The organism is Bifidobacterium commune (assembly GCF_900094885.1).
Lineage (GTDB): Bacteria > Actinomycetota > Actinomycetes > Actinomycetales > Bifidobacteriaceae > Bifidobacterium > Bifidobacterium commune.
Window position 1 is genome coordinate 246,252 of the sequence record NZ_FMBL01000003.1, and the last position, 16,635, is coordinate 262,886.

General features: G+C 56.6%; 12 protein-coding genes. 7 read left to right on the top strand and 5 right to left on the bottom strand.

Annotated features, from left to right (window positions below; genetic code table 11):
- Window positions 1-98: 98 nt before the first annotated feature.
- The gene (locus GA0061077_RS06360) at window positions 99-845 is read right to left on the bottom strand and encodes an IclR family transcriptional regulator (protein WP_311389046.1); all 747 of its coding nucleotides are present in this window, start codon (window positions 843-845) and stop codon (window positions 99-101) included.
- A 246-nt stretch (window positions 846-1,091) separates the two neighbouring features.
- Between GA0061077_RS06360 and leuC the strand changes: the two genes are divergently transcribed.
- From leuC to GA0061077_RS06390, 6 genes are all read left to right on the top strand, one after another.
- Window positions 1,092-2,495, top strand: coding sequence for a 3-isopropylmalate dehydratase large subunit (gene leuC / locus GA0061077_RS06365; RefSeq protein WP_091848097.1), 1,404 nt, complete (start codon window positions 1,092-1,094; stop codon window positions 2,493-2,495).
- A gap of 173 nt (window positions 2,496-2,668) precedes the next feature.
- Window positions 2,669-3,349, top strand: coding sequence for a 3-isopropylmalate dehydratase small subunit (leuD, locus tag GA0061077_RS06370; protein WP_091848098.1), 681 nt, complete (start codon window positions 2,669-2,671; stop codon window positions 3,347-3,349).
- Window positions 3,350-3,681: 332 nt separating this feature from the next.
- Window positions 3,682-5,007 (top strand): UDP-N-acetylglucosamine 1-carboxyvinyltransferase, encoded by a 1,326-nt coding sequence (gene murA / locus GA0061077_RS06375; RefSeq protein ID WP_091848175.1) that lies wholly within the window; start codon window positions 3,682-3,684, stop codon window positions 5,005-5,007.
- Window positions 5,008-5,486: 479 nt separating this feature from the next.
- Entirely contained in the window at window positions 5,487-6,926 is a 1,440-nt protein-coding gene (gene dnaB, locus GA0061077_RS06380) for a replicative DNA helicase (protein ID WP_091848177.1), read from the top strand.
- A gap of 42 nt (window positions 6,927-6,968) precedes the next feature.
- Entirely contained in the window at window positions 6,969-8,582 is a 1,614-nt protein-coding gene (locus GA0061077_RS06385; protein WP_234696548.1) for a Mur ligase family protein, read from the top strand.
- Window positions 8,583-8,587: 5 nt separating this feature from the next.
- Complete coding sequence (locus tag GA0061077_RS06390; protein ID WP_234696559.1) at window positions 8,588-9,373, top strand: type 1 glutamine amidotransferase; 786 nt, start codon at window positions 8,588-8,590, stop codon at window positions 9,371-9,373.
- Between the two features lie 445 nt (window positions 9,374-9,818).
- Here GA0061077_RS06390 and GA0061077_RS06395 read toward each other — a convergent pair whose 3' ends face one another.
- From GA0061077_RS06395 to GA0061077_RS06405, 3 genes are all read right to left on the bottom strand, one after another.
- Entirely contained in the window at window positions 9,819-10,571 is a 753-nt protein-coding gene (locus GA0061077_RS06395) for a hypothetical protein (protein WP_143249630.1), read from the bottom strand.
- Between the two features lie 319 nt (window positions 10,572-10,890).
- The gene (locus tag GA0061077_RS06400) at window positions 10,891-12,186 is read right to left on the bottom strand and encodes an MFS transporter (protein WP_091848100.1); all 1,296 of its coding nucleotides are present in this window, start codon (window positions 12,184-12,186) and stop codon (window positions 10,891-10,893) included.
- A 194-nt stretch (window positions 12,187-12,380) separates the two neighbouring features.
- The gene (locus tag GA0061077_RS06405) at window positions 12,381-14,153 is read right to left on the bottom strand and encodes a glycoside hydrolase family 13 protein (protein WP_091848101.1); all 1,773 of its coding nucleotides are present in this window, start codon (window positions 14,151-14,153) and stop codon (window positions 12,381-12,383) included.
- 276 nt (window positions 14,154-14,429) lie between these two features.
- Between GA0061077_RS06405 and GA0061077_RS06410 the strand changes: the two genes are divergently transcribed.
- Window positions 14,430-15,464, top strand: coding sequence for a LacI family DNA-binding transcriptional regulator (locus GA0061077_RS06410; RefSeq protein WP_091848102.1), 1,035 nt, complete (start codon window positions 14,430-14,432; stop codon window positions 15,462-15,464).
- A 386-nt stretch (window positions 15,465-15,850) separates the two neighbouring features.
- Here the strand turns inward: GA0061077_RS06410 and upp are convergent, their stop codons facing one another.
- Window positions 15,851-16,489 (bottom strand): uracil phosphoribosyltransferase, encoded by a 639-nt coding sequence (gene upp / locus GA0061077_RS06415; protein ID WP_091848103.1) that lies wholly within the window; start codon window positions 16,487-16,489, stop codon window positions 15,851-15,853.
- Window positions 16,490-16,635: the final 146 nt, after the last annotated feature.

Here is a 16,635-nt window from a genome sequence, read left to right on the forward strand (position 1 = left end):
TGACATCAAAATGGGCGGCCGCACAAACTCAGTGCGGCCGCCCATTTTTACTATCGTGCGTTTCAAGCGTCTTAAACGAAACGCTGTGGTGCAGAGGATTACCTGCCGGTGCTAGCCTTCATAAGGGCATCGCTGAGGTATTTGCCGCCGGCCATCACATACGGTGCATAGCGTCGGCCCGGCGTCGAACTCATGCGTCCGGACGGGCCGGAGATGGAAATGGCCGCGATGACCTGGCCGGAGGAATTGCGGATCGGCGCGGAGACCGAGCACACGCCTTCTTCTCGTTCGTTGACGGAATCTGCCCAGCCTCGGCGGCGCACGGCGGCCAGGGTGGCCGTGGTGAATTTCGCGTGACGCAGGCTCTGGTGCAGGCGCTCGGAATCTTCCCAAGCGACGAGAATCTGCGCCGCACTGCCTGCCTTCATCGAAAGCATGGCCCCCACGGGGATTGAATCATGCAGGCCGCTGGTTCGTTCGACGGCGGCGATGCACACACGCTGGTCGCCTTGGCGGCGATAGATCTGAGCGGATTCACCGGTGCGATCGAGCAACGTTTGCAGAATCGGTCCGGCAGCGGTCAGCAGCTTGTCTTCGCCGGCGGCCGTGGCCAATTCGGCGAAACGAGAGCCCAGAATAAAACGTCCATGCTGGTCGCGCAATACGAAACGATGGCGTTCCAGTGCTATTGCCAGCCGGTGCGCGGTGGGGCGTGCGAGCCCGGTTGCGGCCACGAGCTGTCCCAGTGTGGATGGCCCGTTTTCAAGGGCGTCGAGAATTTTGACGGCTTTATCGAGAACTCCGACACCGGAATGAATTTCGTCATGGTCTGAGCCATGTTCCAAATTCTGGTCGGCAGTGTCGGTTGCTTGGGACGCGTTTGAGACTCGTGTCGCTTGAGGGCCCGTCGATAATGATTCCATATGCAAATAATATACAGTGGGGTCTATCGGATCATATATCTCACCATTCGAACCGGAGATGTTCATATAGTTGACAAGCGGCCATACTCGGGACTGTACAGGGCCGCGACGTTTTTGCGGCCTGCATCGAACGGAAAGCGATCAGAAAGAGTGACGGTAGGAGGTCGTATGGCAAGCACATTGGCAGAAAAGGTCTGGGCTGACCATCTGGTGCGCCAGGGCAAAGACGGTGCCCCAGATCTGATCTACATCGATCTTATGCTCATGCATGAGGTCACCAGTCCGCAAGCGTTCGAAGGGCTGCGCCTGGCGGGACGCAAGCCGCGCCACACTGACCTGCTCATCGCCACCGAAGATCACAACACACCCACGATCGACATCGACAAGCCGAACCCGGACGAAATCTCAGCCAAGCAGCTGAGCACGTTGGAGAAGAACTGTAAGGAGTTCGGAGTGCGTCTGCATCCGCTGGGCGATGCCGACCAGGGCATCGTGCACGCCTTCGCTCCCAATCTCGGGTTGACACAGCCTGGCATGACTATCGTCTGCGGTGATTCTCACACTTCCACGCACGGTGCGTTCGGGGCGCTGGCGTTCGGCATTGGCACCAGCGAAGTCGAGCACGTCATGGCGACGCAGACTTTATCGCTCAAGCCGTTCAAGACCATGGCTATCAACGTCGAAGGCAAGTTACCGGAAGGTGTGAGCGCTAAGGACATCATTCTCGCCATCATCGCCAAAATTGGTACCGGTGGCGGCCAAGGGCACGTTCTTGAGTACCGCGGCGAGGCCATCCGTTCGCTTTCGATGGAAGCACGCATGACCATCTGCAACATGTCCATTGAGGCGGGTGCACGAGCGGGCATGATCGCTCCCGACGAGACTACGTTCGAGTACTTGAAGGGCCGTCCGCACGCGCCCAGCGGCGAGATGTGGGACCAGGCAGTGGCCTACTGGAAGACGCTGAAGACCGACGATGATGTGACGTTCGACCGCGAAATCACCATCAATGCAAGCGATTTGGCGCCGTTTGTCACGTGGGGCACCAACCCTGGGCAGGGCGTGCCGATCACTGCCGATGTGCCCGACCCGGAGACGATTGCCGACGCAGAGCAGCGGCAGGCGGCCCAGTCCGCGCTCGAATACATGGGCCTCAAGCCGGGCACACCGATTAAGTCGATTCCGGTTGACACGGTGTTCATCGGTTCCTGCACCAACGGCCGTATCGAGGATCTGCGTGCCGCCGCAGCCGTGATGAAAGGTCATCACAAAGCCGATTCCATCCACCGCGTGCTCGTCGTGCCGGCCTCCTCTCGCGCCCGATTGCAGGCCGAAGACGAGGGGCTTGACAAGATTTTCAACGACTTCGGCGCGGAATGGCGCAACGCCGGTTGCTCGATGTGCTTGGGCATGAACCCGGACAAGCTTGTGCCCGGCGAACGCTCGATTTCGACTTCGAACCGCAACTTCGAGGGGCGTCAAGGCAAGGGGAGCCGCACGCATCTGGCCTCGCCGCTGGTCGCCGCCGCCACGGCCATACGAGGCACAATCTCGAGTCCCGCCGACCTGTGAGCAGGCCGACCGCTGTTGCTGGTGCCGCTCCGACGTCGATTTCCCCGCGTTTTTGCTGGTTTTGAGGTTTCCGTGTAAAACCGGATATGTCGGGCCAGGATTGAAACTCGGGCAATCGCGATTGAATGCATCCGAACCCTCGAGGACATTTGGAATCATAAGAAAGAAACATCATGGAAAAACTTACGCAGATTACCGGTGTCGGCGTTCCACTCCGCCGTTCGAACGTTGACACGGACCAGATTATTCCGGCTATCTTTTTGAAGCGCGTGACCAAAACGGGTTTCGATGATGCACTGTTTTATGCGTGGCGGCGTGACCCAGACTTCATTCTTAACAAGCCCGAATATGCCAATAAGGGCAGGATTCTGGTCACCGGTCCTGATTTCGGCACCGGTTCGTCGCGCGAGCACGCCGTATGGGCCTTGCGGGATTACGGATTCCGCGTTGTCGTCAGTCCGCGTTTCGCTGATATTTTCTACGGTAACACTGCCAAGAACGGTGTGTTGGCCGCGATTATGCCGCAGGAGGGCGTCGAGCTGCTTTGGAAGCTGCTCGAGGAGGAGCCCGGCCGCGAGATGACCGTCGATCTCAAGGAGCGCACCGTGACTTGCGGCGACATCGTTCTGCCGTTCGAGGTCAATGATTACACGCGCTGGCGGCTCATGAACGGCTACGACGACATCGACCTGACGTTGCAGCATGAGGACGCGATCACCGATTACGAGCACCGGCGTGCCGAGCGTTTCCCGTTCAAACCCAAGACCATTCCGGCCCGCCGTGCCAAGGAAGAAACGGTGAAGTCCGCCCGCCCTGTTGACGATTCCCAGTGGTCCGGCCCCCTCAGTGTTTAACTCGCACCGATAAATTCCTCAATGGGCGGCCCTGCTGGACCCGTTTGGTCGTGCTTTGGCCGCTGTTCGCGAATGGCCGTGGACGCCAGTACCCCTTGCGTGCGCTTGGCTTTTGTTCCGGTGCCGATTTAGAGCATATTGTATTGTTGTGCTGCAAACGGACGCGGGGAATACACAAGAATGCGCCGATGTTGCTTGTAATGATTGAGGTTCGGCCGCAGGCGCATTTCGACGTTGCTTCACCGAGCCGCCACAACCGTTGTGGCACACTGGATATTAACGGGTAATTTGCATGCCTGCGTGGCATGGCGGTGACGATGAAAGAGGTTGATTTGGCAGATACTACACAAGACGTGTTGCACGTCGAGGGCGGCAAACCGCTTAACGGCACCATCAAGGTGCGCGGTGCCAAGAACTTCGTAAGTAAGGCGATGGTGGCAGCGCTGCTCGCCCCCGGTGTTTCCGTACTGAAAAACGTCCCTGAGATTCGTGACGTGCACGTGGTTTCCGACCTGTTGCGTCTGCACGGCGCGACCGTTGATTGGAACGATGACAAAGGCACGCTCAAGATTGACGCGACCAACGTTCGTCTGGCGGACGTGGCTGATGTAGACACGCTTTCCGGCTCTTCGCGCATTCCGATCCTGTTCTCCGGCCCGCTTTTGCACCGTTTGGGCGAGGCGTTCATTCCACAGCTCGGCGGGTGCAACATCGGTGGACGTCCGATCGACTTCCATCTGGAGACCCTGCGCAAGCTCGGTGCCAATGTGGATAAGGAGCATCAGGACGGCATTCATATCACGGCTCCAAACGGTCTGCACGGTGCCAAGATTCATCTTCCGTACCCTTCGGTGGGCGCGACTGAACAGACGTTGCTTGCCGCGGTTCAGGCCGAAGGCAGGACCGAGCTTTCCGGTGCTGCAACCGAGCCTGAAATCATGGATTTGGTTGCCGTTCTGCAGAAGATGGGTGCGGTCATTTCGGTGGATGTCGATCGTACCTTCCGCATCGAAGGCGTAAAGACGCTCAAGGGCTTCACCCACACCGCGCTGACCGACCGCATCGAGGCTGCTTCCTGGGCTTCGGCGGCTTTGGCCACACACGGCGACATCTTCGTCAAGGGCGCCATGCAGCCCGAAATGATGACCTTCCTCAACGTCTACCGCAAGATCGGCGGTGAGTTCGACGTCACCGACGAGGGCATCCGCTTCTGGCATCCGGGCGGTGATCTCAAGCCTGTGGCCATCGAAACCGACGTGCACCCTGGGTTCATGACCGATTGGCAGCAGCCGCTCGTTGTGGCGCTGACCCAGGCCAAGGGTCTTTCGATCGTTCACGAAACCGTTTACGAGAACCGTTTTGGCTTCACCAAGCCGTTGGTGAAGATGGGTGCGACCATCCAGCTATACCGCGAGTGCCTTGGCAGCCTGCCGTGCCGTTTCCAGCAGCGTAATTACAAGCATTCCGCCGTTATTTTCGGCCCCACCCCGCTTGAGGGCCGCGATATTGACGTGCCGGATCTGCGTGGTGGTTTCAGTCATCTTATTGCGGCGCTGGCGGCTTCGGGCCCGTCGAACGTTCAGGGCATCAGCCTGATCGACCGTGGTTATGCCGATTTCCGAGGAAAACTTGCCGCGCTGGGCGCCGACTTCGACTGAGGTCACACACCGCTGAGTTTGAGGATCTCCCCGCTGGATTTGTGTCCATCGGGGAGATTTTGCTATCGCCTGCACGCGCCGCGATTCTCAGATGTTCAGCAAGTCGAGTCTCAGGGCTGCGCGACCAAACCAATGGTGAAAACGGTGTGGTAAACACTGCAAGAAATGACATAATGGTATGACAGTAATCGAATATCACATGATGATGTAATACGCAAATTAGGTACTTCTGTCGCGAGCACTATCCCCATGTTATGCACAGAGTTATACCCATGGTGTGGATAAGTTTATTCATTGTCCCCTGCGACACGCCTCAAATGTGGATAACTGACTTTTCTTATACACATGGAAAAGTCCGTGTGTGTCGAAAAATTGCAAATCCGAGAAAATCCCGCACAGGGTCATCAGGTTGTATAGCTTTCGGGGGAACAACGTGCGAAACGCTGTTTTTTTCAGCGAGCTTGATTAAGCTTGTCGGCATGGCAAACGGAAAATCTTGGGACTCATCGCGCCCACATTCGACCGGTGACTTCGGTTCAGGCGCCTTCAAGGCGGATACCTCGGCAGGCAATGCGACGCTGTTCGATCGCGTCCCTCCGCATGACGATGATGCGGAAATGGCCGTGTTGGGCGGCATGCTCATGAGCAAGGATGCCATCGGCGAGGTCTCGCAGATGATAGAGGTCTCCGACTTCTACCAGCCCAAGCATCAGACCATTTACGAGGCGATTGTCACGCTGTTCTCAGCCTCCGAGCCGGTCGATGCGGTTCTGGTGGCCAACGCGCTGCTCAAGGACGGCGACCTCGAAAAGGTAGGTGGCGTCGATTACCTGCACAGCTTGGTCGCTGCGGTGCCCACAGCGGCAAATGCCACGTATTATGCGCAAATCGTTCACCAGCGCGCCATCCTGCGCAACGTCATCGCTGCCGGCACCAAGATCGCTCAGCTGGGCTACTCCGCCGAAGGCTCGCAGGCTGAGGATGTCGTCAACCTCGCCCAATCCGAGGTTTACGAAATGAGTGTCGGCAAGGTTCGGCAGGATTACGAGGCGATTGGCCCGGTGGTCCACGACGCGCTCGACCAGCTCGACGCACTGCAGACCGGCACTGTCGAAAAAGGCGTACCCACAGGATTCCAGGGCATCGACGACGAAACGCAGGGCCTGCAGCCCGGTCAGATGATCGTCGTCGCCGGACGTCCGGCCATGGGTAAGTCAACGTTGGGAGTCGATTTTGCACGGTCCGCCGCGTTGCACAACAACCTCACCACCGTCATCTTCTCGCTCGAGATGAGCAAAACCGAGCTGGCGCAGCGTATCATTGCCGCCGAAACCGGCGTGCCGCTGGTCGCCTTGCGCCGCGCGGACAACGACAGCCTGACGGCGGAACGTTGGAACACCCTCAACAACTTCTGGGCGGCCATGCAGAACGCGCCGCTTTTCCTTGATGACAGCCCAAACATGAGCCTTATGGAAATCCGCGCAAAGTGCCGCCGTCTCAAGCAAACCAACGATCTGAAACTGGTCGTCATCGATTACCTTCAGCTGATGAGCTCGGGCAAACAGGAAGAAAGCCGTCAGCAGGAGGTTTCCGGCTTCTCTCGTGCGCTCAAGCTGCTGGCCAAGGAGTTGGAGGTGCCGGTGGTCGCGCTTTCGCAGCTCAACCGTGGCCCGGAAATGCGTAACGACAAGAAGCCCCAGCTTTCCGATCTGCGTGAATCCGGTTCCATCGAACAGGACGCCGATGTGGTGTTCCTCGTGCATCGCCCCGACTTCTACAACGAAGATGACAGACCAGGCGAGGCCGACATCATTCTGGCCAAGCACCGTAATGGTAAGACGGGCACGTTCCCGCTTGCATTCCGCGGCGACGTCTCGCGTTTCCAGGACATGCCACAGGATTACAATCAGCCGGTCTGAGCTGACAGGCGACAGCGAACAGTGTTGAAAGAGGGCATTGCAATGAATGATTTGTCTTTACGTGAGGTTGCTGATGACATGAGTAGCGAAAACAGTAACGATACGGCCGGTGATAACGCCGGTTCCGACGGTGTGTCTGCTCCGCGCAAGCCTTGGAACGCTTTCGCCACGCCGGTTATCGGCAAAGCTGTTCGCGGTGTTTCGCGTCTTCTGCATCACGGCGGCAGTGCGTTCCCCGGCAAGGTGGTCGAGAAGATTGACCCTGACTTTTTGGCACGCACGCTGGCTCGGCTTCCGTATGGCGTGATTCTGGTCTCCGGTACGAACGGCAAAACCACCACCACGCGCATGATAGCCTCGATGCTGCGCAACCTCGAGTTCAAAGTGTTCACCAACCCGACCGGTTCCAACTTCACACGTGGGGTCGTTTCGGCGATCTTGAGCGAAATTTCGGCGTCCGGCGAGTTCGATGCTGATATCGCGGTTCTGGAACTCGACGAGGCCTACGCAGTACATTTCGTACGTCAGGTCAAGCCGCGATATGCGTTGCTGCTCAACGTCATGCGTGACCAGCTCGACCGATTCGGTGAAATTGACAACACGGCGCAAATGCTCGGTAAGGTTGCCGAAGCGACTACCGACACGGTGATTCTGAACCGTGAGGACCGTCGGGTCGCCGCGTTGAACACGGCTGTGCCGGAGGGGACGCATGTGCGTTATTTCGGGCTTGCCGACAATTTGCGCAAGCTGTTTCCGTCGGACGATGACATGCACGCCGACGACTTGGGCAACGGCAGCGCGAAAGCCACTTCTGCGGGTATCGGTGGAACGGACGGTGACGGCGGGCACACAAGCGTCCGCACCGCCCAGAGCACAAATGCCGTTGAAGATGGGCCACGAATCGGCGCTAAACCGATGGCTGCTGCACCCGATCCGAAGGAAAGCGTCCTTGACTCCTCAGCTATGGAGGATTCGGCACAAATTCAATGCCCCGCGGATGTGGTGCTCAACTACGTCGGCGACCACGAAGCCGCATTCGTGATGGATGATGCCGAATTCGAGACGAATGTACAGCTTGAGGGTGCATACAATCTGTTCAATGCCGCGGCTGCGCTCGCGGTTGTGCGATGCGTGACCGATCATATCGATGCCGCAGATGTTATGACGCTGCCCAGGGCCCGTGATGAACGGCTTATGCAGGCGCTTTCGCATGTCACTCCAGCCTTCGGACGCGGCGAGGTCATCAACGTCGGTGACGCTCCAGTCGAGCTGCTTCTGGTGAAGAACCCGATGGGTTTCAGGATGTCGCTGGCGAGTTTCGCCCCCGAGGGCTGCGACACAATGATCGTCATCAACGACGAGTACGCGGACGGTCGCGATATGAGCTGGCTGTGGGACGTCGATTTCACCTCGCTGCGCGCCACGGGCGTGAAGATGGTGTCCGGCGTGCGCGCCTGGGATATGGCGCTGCGGCTGGGCTATGAGGGTGTAAACGTGGTCCGGACCGACACGAATCTGGAGGCGGCGGTCCGCGAATTCGTCACAGCCGACCAGGGTGTGCCGAAGCATATTTACTGCACCTATACGGCAATGCTGAAAGTGCGTTCGGAACTCGGCAAATATGCTCAAGTGTCTGACGCGGGCGTGGGGAAATGAGCGAAATGAATCAAGGTGACGAAGTAATGAAATCTCGTGACGAGCGGCGCCCTCTTGACGTAATGTCCATCTATCCCAGGGATATGAACATCTATGGCGACTGGGGCAACGTGCTGACTATTACGCGCCGGCTTACCCTGTACGGGTATGAGCCGATTGTGCACACTTACAACCAGGGCGACCCGTGGCCCGAGCACGTCGACATGATTCTCGGCGGCGGCGGGCAGGATACCGGACAGAAGAAAATTGCCGACGACTTCTTCAAGCGGGCGGACACTTTGCGCCAGCTGGTGCAGGAGGACGTGCCGATGCTGATGATCTGCGGGATGTATCAGCTGTTCGGCGAGTATTTCGAGACCATTGACGGCACCAGGCTCGACGGCATCGGCGTTTTCGGTGTGTATACGGAAGGTCGCGAGTCGCGCATGATTGGCAACTTGGTCGAGCATTCCGAGCAGTTTGGCGACGTGATCGGCTACGAGAACCATTCCGGGCAGACCTTCCTGCGCGAGGGCGTGCAGCCGTTCGGTCATGTCGATCGCGAGGGGTGGGGCAACAACGGCAAGGACCGCACCGAAGGTGCCATCGTCCACAACGTGATTGGCACGTACATGCATGGTCCGCTGCTGCCCAAAAATCCAGCAGTCGCGGACTTCCTCATCCATGCTGCCGCGGTTCATCGCTATGGCGAGTTCCAGCCGCAGCAAAGCGAGGAGCAAAAGGCCGAGCTCGCCCACATCAACGAAATCGTCGCCAACGCTCGCGGCGTCGCCGCCTCGCGTCCAAGGTGAGGAAAGACTGCTTAGGCAGCGAGTATAAAGCGGCCAAGGCGTTGAAGTTTCATAATGTTGTGTCTGTGCAATGATTGGGGTTATTGGTAAAAATGTGTTTGTTTTAGGGTGCGAGGAGCTGTCCGTCGGCCTGGCGGTGTTCTCGAGTTGGTCGTGGTTTTACAAGTGCCATGAACAACCCAATCTGTGCCGCGTGCGGCAACATCGTGACGGCAACCCCAATGAACCGGCATCAAGGCGGTTGCACAACCGTTAATTTGTTTGTTTGCGCAGCTTCTTAAATACATAGAGGATGAACATAAAAACCGCCAAGCTGCTTATTAGCGTGACCATTCGGAATAATGAAAATGTTTGGCACAATGAAACAGATAACGCCAAGATAACATTAGTTAATAAGATGATCGAAATAGTGCTAATCAGTAAAAGTAGGTTTCGCATGATCGGTCTAGCCTCTCAGGCAATTGATGAATTGCCATCCTGAACCAGCGCTTAAACTAACAAACATAGCGACACAAGCTAGGCAAGCTGGAGCAGCGACTCCAGTAATTGCGCCTACGCAGCTACCTGAACAAACCGCTGCGATTAACCCCCCCAATGCTCCTCCGATGCCAAGCACTGCGGAAGCGCATTGTTTAATGCTCATACGGCGCGTCAACGGTGAACCTATTGGCATCAGTGCTTCTTTTATTTCATCATTGGTCATATAAGTGATATTGGTATCTTCCATCTTGTTTAGACTGCCATTAGCATAATCTGTGATGGTAAAAGTGTCTTTTTCATTTTTGGTTAGCAAGGTTTCATTATATTGGACTATGTTGCCAAATGTGTTCAGTTCAACTGAGAAATTACTTAGAGAACTATAGTCACCATGCATTGGAATGGTAACAAAAGTGTTGGAAGATTCTTGAGAAGTAAAGTGATATGCAGTGGCTTTTTGAATATCTAAAGCAGCGAAAGGAACATGAGCAATGACTGTTCGCTTTTGAATCGCCGACAAAACAGATGTAACTTTTTGGGTAGATTGAGCGTCGTTTTCTCTTGTTAGCTGTCTTGCAGCAGTTTTAACATTGGCAACACAATCCTTGCACTCTGGTTTAGAAGTTGCATCTGCCATTGCAGGAAAGGCAAATGACAATGTCACTAGAGTCGAAACTACTCCGGCAACAGCTTTCAAGATACGTGCGTTGATGTCCATCATGGTCAACTCCATTGTTGCTGTGCATATTCTGCATGACTAGTTATACCATTCTTTTTGGCCTATAACCCAATGATTGGGCTAGTGAAGCCGAGCCTCGTGAAACGCAGGGGATACGGCTTTCACTTCCTTGTCCCTTAAGGGCAGACAATACATCCAGTATAGAATAAAATCGCTTTTTCGCAATAGAAAGCTATGTTTGTGAGATCCGTGTAGGCATATAGCGGGAGAGTTTGAGCTACAAAGATGAAAAATGATGCCTGTTCAGCGTCTTCATATTTGGACGTGGAACAGGCACCAATCATATCTGATTTTGCGACTGTTACTTCACTCGCTTGATGAGGATGGCGGATGCCGCCGAGATAACCGTCATGACGATTGCCACTGGGAACACCATGGTGTAGCCGCCGCTGATGGAGACGATGGCCGAGGTGAAGACCGAGCCGATGGCCTGGCCGGCGCAGGTGGCGATGTTGATGAAACCAAGATCTTTGCCTGCGTTCTCCTTGTTGGGGAGCACGTCAACGTTGAGGGCCTGGTCGATGGCGGAATACATGCCGTATCCGAATCCGGCGACGCCTGCGAAGAGGAGCATGCCGGTCGTGTTGGGGATAAGCCATGCCAGAGCGATGCCGATGGCATACAGCGCGCAAGCGAAGATGATCGGCGGCTTGCGGCGCTTGATGATGTCAGAAATCGGGCCCGAGAGGAAGGTGGCGATCAGTGAGACGACCATCGTGATAATCGACATTGTTGCGATGATGGCACCGGCTTCCGTCTTGGTTTGGCCGAGGCGATCCTCAAGAATGTAGAGCTGGTAGGCGGTGACCATCTGGTAGGCGATAAGCAGACCGGTACGGCAGATGAAGGCCTTCCAGAAGTCCGAAGCGCCCTTGATCGGCGGGGTGAATGCGTGGACGAGTACCTTCCAGACCGGTTCCTCGATCTTCTTGGTGTCGAGGTTGGACTGTTCGCGTGGAAGGATGGCCATGGATATCCAGCCTGCGCACAGCAACATCAGGCCCGAAATGACGAAGCCGATGTTGGTGCTTGCCACGAACTGGGCCGCCAGAAGGTTGCCGAGGCCTTGGCCGATAACCGCGCCGCCGCCGAAGGCCGCAGACGCCGTGCCGCGGTCCTTTTCGGGCACGCGGTCGGAGAGAATCGCGGTGATGGGGGCGATCATCATGTTCAGACCGATAAGGGAGACGCAGTAGGCGATGCCTACGCCCACACCGATGGTCGGCAGACCGGTCAGATAGAAGCAGATGCCGCAGATAAGGGCACCGGAGACAATCCAAGGTGTACGCCGGCCGAAACGAGAGCGGGTTCGGTCCGACATGCTACCGATGAACACGTTGATGAACATCGAAAGCACGGCGCCCACACCGTTAATCATACCTAAAGTGGCGCTCGGGTTCGCGACGCCGATGTCCTTGAGGCGCTGCGGCATAAGCGTGCTGCCGACCATGGTGAAGCCCACGTAAAGTAGCGTGTTGTAGACGAACATGCCGATGATGTAGCGGGCCGATTCAAAGCGCGGCCGGGTGCCGTTGTTGCCGTTTGGTGCGGTTGCCGGTTGCTGTGCCGGGCTGGGACTATTGGTTGCGGTTGTCATGATGACTGCATTGTCCTTTGTGTGATGGTTACGTATGTCATGGGTATGAGCGGTGACTTACGACGTTTTGTGGCGTGGCCGCTCCTGAAGATTGGTGAATCTGTTTCGATTTCCGGCGGCGAAGGAGCCCGTGGCGCTGTGCGATTGATGTCGCGGGCGTCGCTTCGACGCAGGAAATCAGTGACAGGAAGGGATTACCTGAGTTTCATCCACACGGAGGTGTCTTGCGGCAACTTGCCGTCTGCGTTCAGCGGACTGGAGCTGAGCAGCACTTCACCCTCCGGCAATGCCATGGGTTCGGCGCTGAAATTGGTGATGTTGGCCCAGCCGTTGGAGCGGCGATAGGCGATGGAACCACCGAGATTGCCGTCGGCACCGTCGTGGTTTGCGGTCTGCTTGTCGAAGTCGTCAAGCCAGGTCAGGCTGGTGTCGGGAGTCTGCAGCTCGTGACGCAGTTTCAGCACGCGACGGTAATGGGCCAGCATGGAATCGTTGTCGGACTCCTCGGCATCCACCGCATAATCGGAGAACCAGCTCGGCTGTGGCAGATGTGGCTTTTCGGTGGTGCTGCCGTCGGCCTGCTGCGTAGGGGAGAAGCCGAACGTGCTTGCCTTGGACTCCCAGGGCAGCGGCACGCGGCAGCCATCGCGTCCCTTTTTGGTCAGGTCGCGCCGCGTGCCGAAAGCCCACGGATCTTCGAGTTCGTCCCACGGAATGTCGGGAACCTCGAACAAGCCGAGCTCTTCGCCTTGGTAGACATATGCTGACCCAGGCAGGGCCATTTCCAGCATGACGGCTGCACGTGCGCGCTTCGTGCCCGTTTCACGGTCCTCGTGGTAGGTAGAGCCGTCGCGCAGCAGCCAATCGTTGGCCACGGCGTGGTAAAGGCCGTTGTCGGTTTTTACCTGCGGCAGGGCATAGCGCGAGGCGCTGCGAGGCACGTCGTGATTGCCCATGACCCAAGTCGAGGTCGAGCCGTTGGTGCGGGCCGCCGAAGCAATGCCGTCCTCAATGGCCTCGTGCATTTCGTCACGCAGCCAGTTGCACTCCGCGAACTTGAAGTTGAAAACCTGTCCAAGCTCATCGGGGCGGGCGTAGAGGTACTGGCGTGAGGCCGGAACCCATGCCTCGCCGACTGCGAAACGGGCTGGGGTGTACTTGTCGAACACCTTGCTGCGCCATTCACGGAAGATTTCGTGAACTTCGTCGCGATCGTAAACCGGGTGGGTGCCATCCTCGACGGTGATGTGCATCGCATCGACGTTGTAGTTGTCCAAATCGTTGCGGTTGAGGTCTTTTGCGAGTCCCTCGGCCACGTCGACGCGGAATCCGTCGGTGCCGTGGTCGCACCAGAACTTGAGCGTCTTCAGGAAGTCGTCACGCACCTCGCGGTTGTCCCAGTTGAAGTCGGGCTGTTCCTTGGCGAACAGGTGGAGGTACCACTGGCCATCGGGCACGCGGGTCCAGGCGGAGCCGCCGAAGTTCGCAATCCAATTGGTCGGAGGTTCATCGCCGTTGGGGCCCTTGCCATCGCGGAACACATAGCGGTTGCGTGCGGGTGATTCGGGTTCGGAGTTCAGTGCTTCCTGGAACCAAGGATGCAGGTGTGAGGAGTGATTTGGAACGATATCCACGACCACCCTGATGTCGGCTTCATGTGCCGCGGTGACCATCGCATCAAAGTCGTTCATGGTGCCCAGGCGCGGGTCAACGTTGCGGTAATCCTGCACGTCGTAACCCCCGTCAGCCAACTCGGAGGGGTAGAACGGCGAAAGCCAGACAGCATCAACGCCGAGTTCCTTCAGATAGTCCATTTTGCTTGTGATGCCCTTGAGGTCACCGAGACCGGTACCGGTTGAATCCTTGAAGCTTCGCGGGTAGATCTGATAGACAACGGCTTGCTTCCACCACAAGTCAGCTCCGGTGAAAGCGCTTTTATAATTCTGCGATTCGGCACTGTTGCTCATAACTACTCCTTTATAGTTTGAAAGCTATATCTGTATATAACCAAAGTATTATGTCAATTTTTATTATTATCGTCAGTGATAACTTCATTAATGATAGCGCTTGCATAAGAAAAGTGTCAAATTGCATATCGATCGCTTCGTTGATTCCCTTTTTGCTATACATGATGCGGCGTGTCGGATGGGAGAGATTTCAGCGATTCACCGTTGACTTCGATGTGGGGCGACTGACCGGTAGAATCAGCAAAGAACGATTTTTTTTTGGGGGGGGGGCTTGCCATGGCTAGGATCACACTTCACGATGTCGCGATGGAAGCCGGTGTTTCTGACTCGACAGTTTCGCGGGCTCTTCGCGGGCTCGACAAAGTTGATGAAGGGACCCGTGAAAAGGTCAAGGATGTAGCAAAGAAACTGCGTTTTTCCTTCTCTCGCAACGCTTCGTCGCTGGCCAGTGGCAAAACCATGAGGGTGGCGCTGCTGTTTTCGGACGCGCTGAATACATGGTTTGATTCCTCTGTGCTGCAAGGTGCGTATGAAGTGCTTTCGCCTGCTGGCTACGACATCATTCCTAGCACGGTCAGCACCCACCAGCAGCTCGATTCGTTCCTGGACCGTCTTCCGTTCGACGGCAATGTTGACGGTGTTATCGTCTCCTCGATCAACCTCGATGAGAAGCAGACCGGCATTCTTAAAAAACTCACGATTCCTGTGGTCGGCTTGGATTCGAGAACAATCGACGGTTTCGACGCGTCGGTGCTGCTCGATGACGATAAAGCGATGGATGACGCGGTGGGATTGCTGAAAAATCTTGGGCACTCCCGCATTGCTTTTGTCGGCTGGCCGGTGCCCGGCGATTTCCGGTTCAGCACCATGCTGCGTGCCGAGGCATTCGTGAGAGCGGCGAAACGATTGGGGTTCGACGATAAGTTGGTCGGTCATGTCGAGCTGGGTAAAATGAGTGATTACCGCACGCTGGATGATGCGCTTTCTGTCGCTGCGGCGCAACTGCTCGCTTCTGTACCGAGACCCACGGCCGTTTGCGTGGAAGCCGACGCTTTCGCGGTGCCGCTTATGGCTGAGTTGAAGCGTTTCGGCGTACGAATTCCCGAAGACATGTCGGTGATCGGCTTCGATGACACGGATGTTGCCGCTGCGGTCAATATGACGACGGTTCATCAGAATCCCTTGGGAATGTCTCGTCTTGCAGCTCGAAAAATCCTGACTCTGATGCAGGATGAGACGCCGGATGACCCGCACTCCGTGCTCAAGCCTATGCTGATGCTCCGCCAAACCACCGGTCCCGCACGCGAGTAGCCCTCGCGATTCCACATGTTTGCAAGAGCGCACGAACAAGGGTCGTCCTAGTCCACTCTTCCAATCACAAAGCATTCTCGCACTCAACAACAGCTGCTGTGCCGTCGTTTGTTTTCTCTCGAGTTGATTCAAAGCATCCAGCGTACTGGACAGCCTTGGATTGTTACGAGGAATGTACAGTGGATTGTACGACTTTGCGCTAGGAATGGCGGACGCTGTTATAGTTGTGTGTGGCGTTATATGTATCGGCGTCCGGAGTCCCGGAAACCTTGATAATCGACGTGATCGTTGTTATACGGTTATAAAAAATTCGTCCCCCTGATGTTACAGGGGGACGAATCGAAAATATCGATTTTGAATGCGGTCGGCTCAGTCGGTCAGTCGCTTCAGTCAATCAGGCCGTAGAGGCGGTCTCCCGCGTCGCCCAGGCCGGGGACGATGTAGCCGTGATCGTTGAGGCGTTCGTCGACACCGCACACCACAACCTTGAGGTTGACGTTCGGGTTGAGCGTCTCTTCGACACGCTTGAGGCCTTCGGGGGCGGCGATGATGTTAATCGAGGTGATGTCCTTCGCGCCGCGCTCGGTGAGGTAATGCGTTGCTGCAACGGTGGTGCCGCCGGTGGCGAGCATCGGGTCGAGCAGGAAGACCTGACGGCCGGTGAGGTCTTCGGGCAGACGGTTCGCGTACGTGACGATGTCGAGCGTGTCTTCATCGCGTTTCATGCCGAGGAACCCGACTTCGGCGGTCGGCAGCAGCTTCATCATGCCGTCGAGCATGCCTAGGCCTGCTCGCAGAATCGGTACGACCATCGGGCGCGGCGTGGCCAGGTGCTTGCCGGTCATCTTGCAGATCGGCGTTTCAATCTCGCGATCGACCACAGCGAGGTTGCGCGTGGCTTCGTACGCCTCAAGGGTGACCAGCTCGCTAACCAGCTCGCGGAAGATATTGGAAGGTGTGTTCTCGTCCCGCAGCACGCTGAGCTTGTGCTCAACCAGCGGGTGATCCAAAACTTGAAGTTGCATACTATCAAGGATAGGCCCAGCCGTGGTTTTTTGAAAACCAAAACGCAGGAAAACTTAAAGTTGTGCTGTAGGTCTAATTTCAGCTCGGAAACCCGCGGGTGTGCAGCCTTCCGGCTACAAGCTCGAGTCGGCGTAATGCCGGCGTT

Bases quoted from the DNA above. Each gene is read 5' to 3' on its own strand.
- GA0061077_RS06395 (WP_143249630.1), bottom strand. From the start codon at position 10,571: ATGATGGACATCAACGCACGTATCTTGAAAGCTGTTGCCGGAGTAGTT.
- GA0061077_RS06400 (WP_091848100.1), bottom strand. From the start codon at position 12,186: ATGACAACCGCAACCAATAGTCCCAGCCCGGCACAGCAACCGGCAACC.
- GA0061077_RS06405 (WP_091848101.1), bottom strand. From the start codon at position 14,153: ATGAGCAACAGTGCCGAATCGCAGAATTATAAAAGCGCTTTCACCGGA.
- leuC (WP_091848097.1), top strand. From the start codon at position 1,092: ATGGCAAGCACATTGGCAGAAAAGGTCTGGGCTGACCATCTGGTGCGC.
- leuD (WP_091848098.1), top strand. From the start codon at position 2,669: ATGGAAAAACTTACGCAGATTACCGGTGTCGGCGTTCCACTCCGCCGT.
- GA0061077_RS06385 (WP_234696548.1), top strand. From the start codon at position 6,969: ATGAATGATTTGTCTTTACGTGAGGTTGCTGATGACATGAGTAGCGAA.
- dnaB (WP_091848177.1), top strand. From the start codon at position 5,487: ATGGCAAACGGAAAATCTTGGGACTCATCGCGCCCACATTCGACCGGT.
- GA0061077_RS06410 (WP_091848102.1), top strand. From the start codon at position 14,430: ATGGCTAGGATCACACTTCACGATGTCGCGATGGAAGCCGGTGTTTCT.
- upp (WP_091848103.1), bottom strand. From the start codon at position 16,489: ATGCAACTTCAAGTTTTGGATCACCCGCTGGTTGAGCACAAGCTCAGC.
- GA0061077_RS06390 (WP_234696559.1), top strand. From the start codon at position 8,588: ATGAATCAAGGTGACGAAGTAATGAAATCTCGTGACGAGCGGCGCCCT.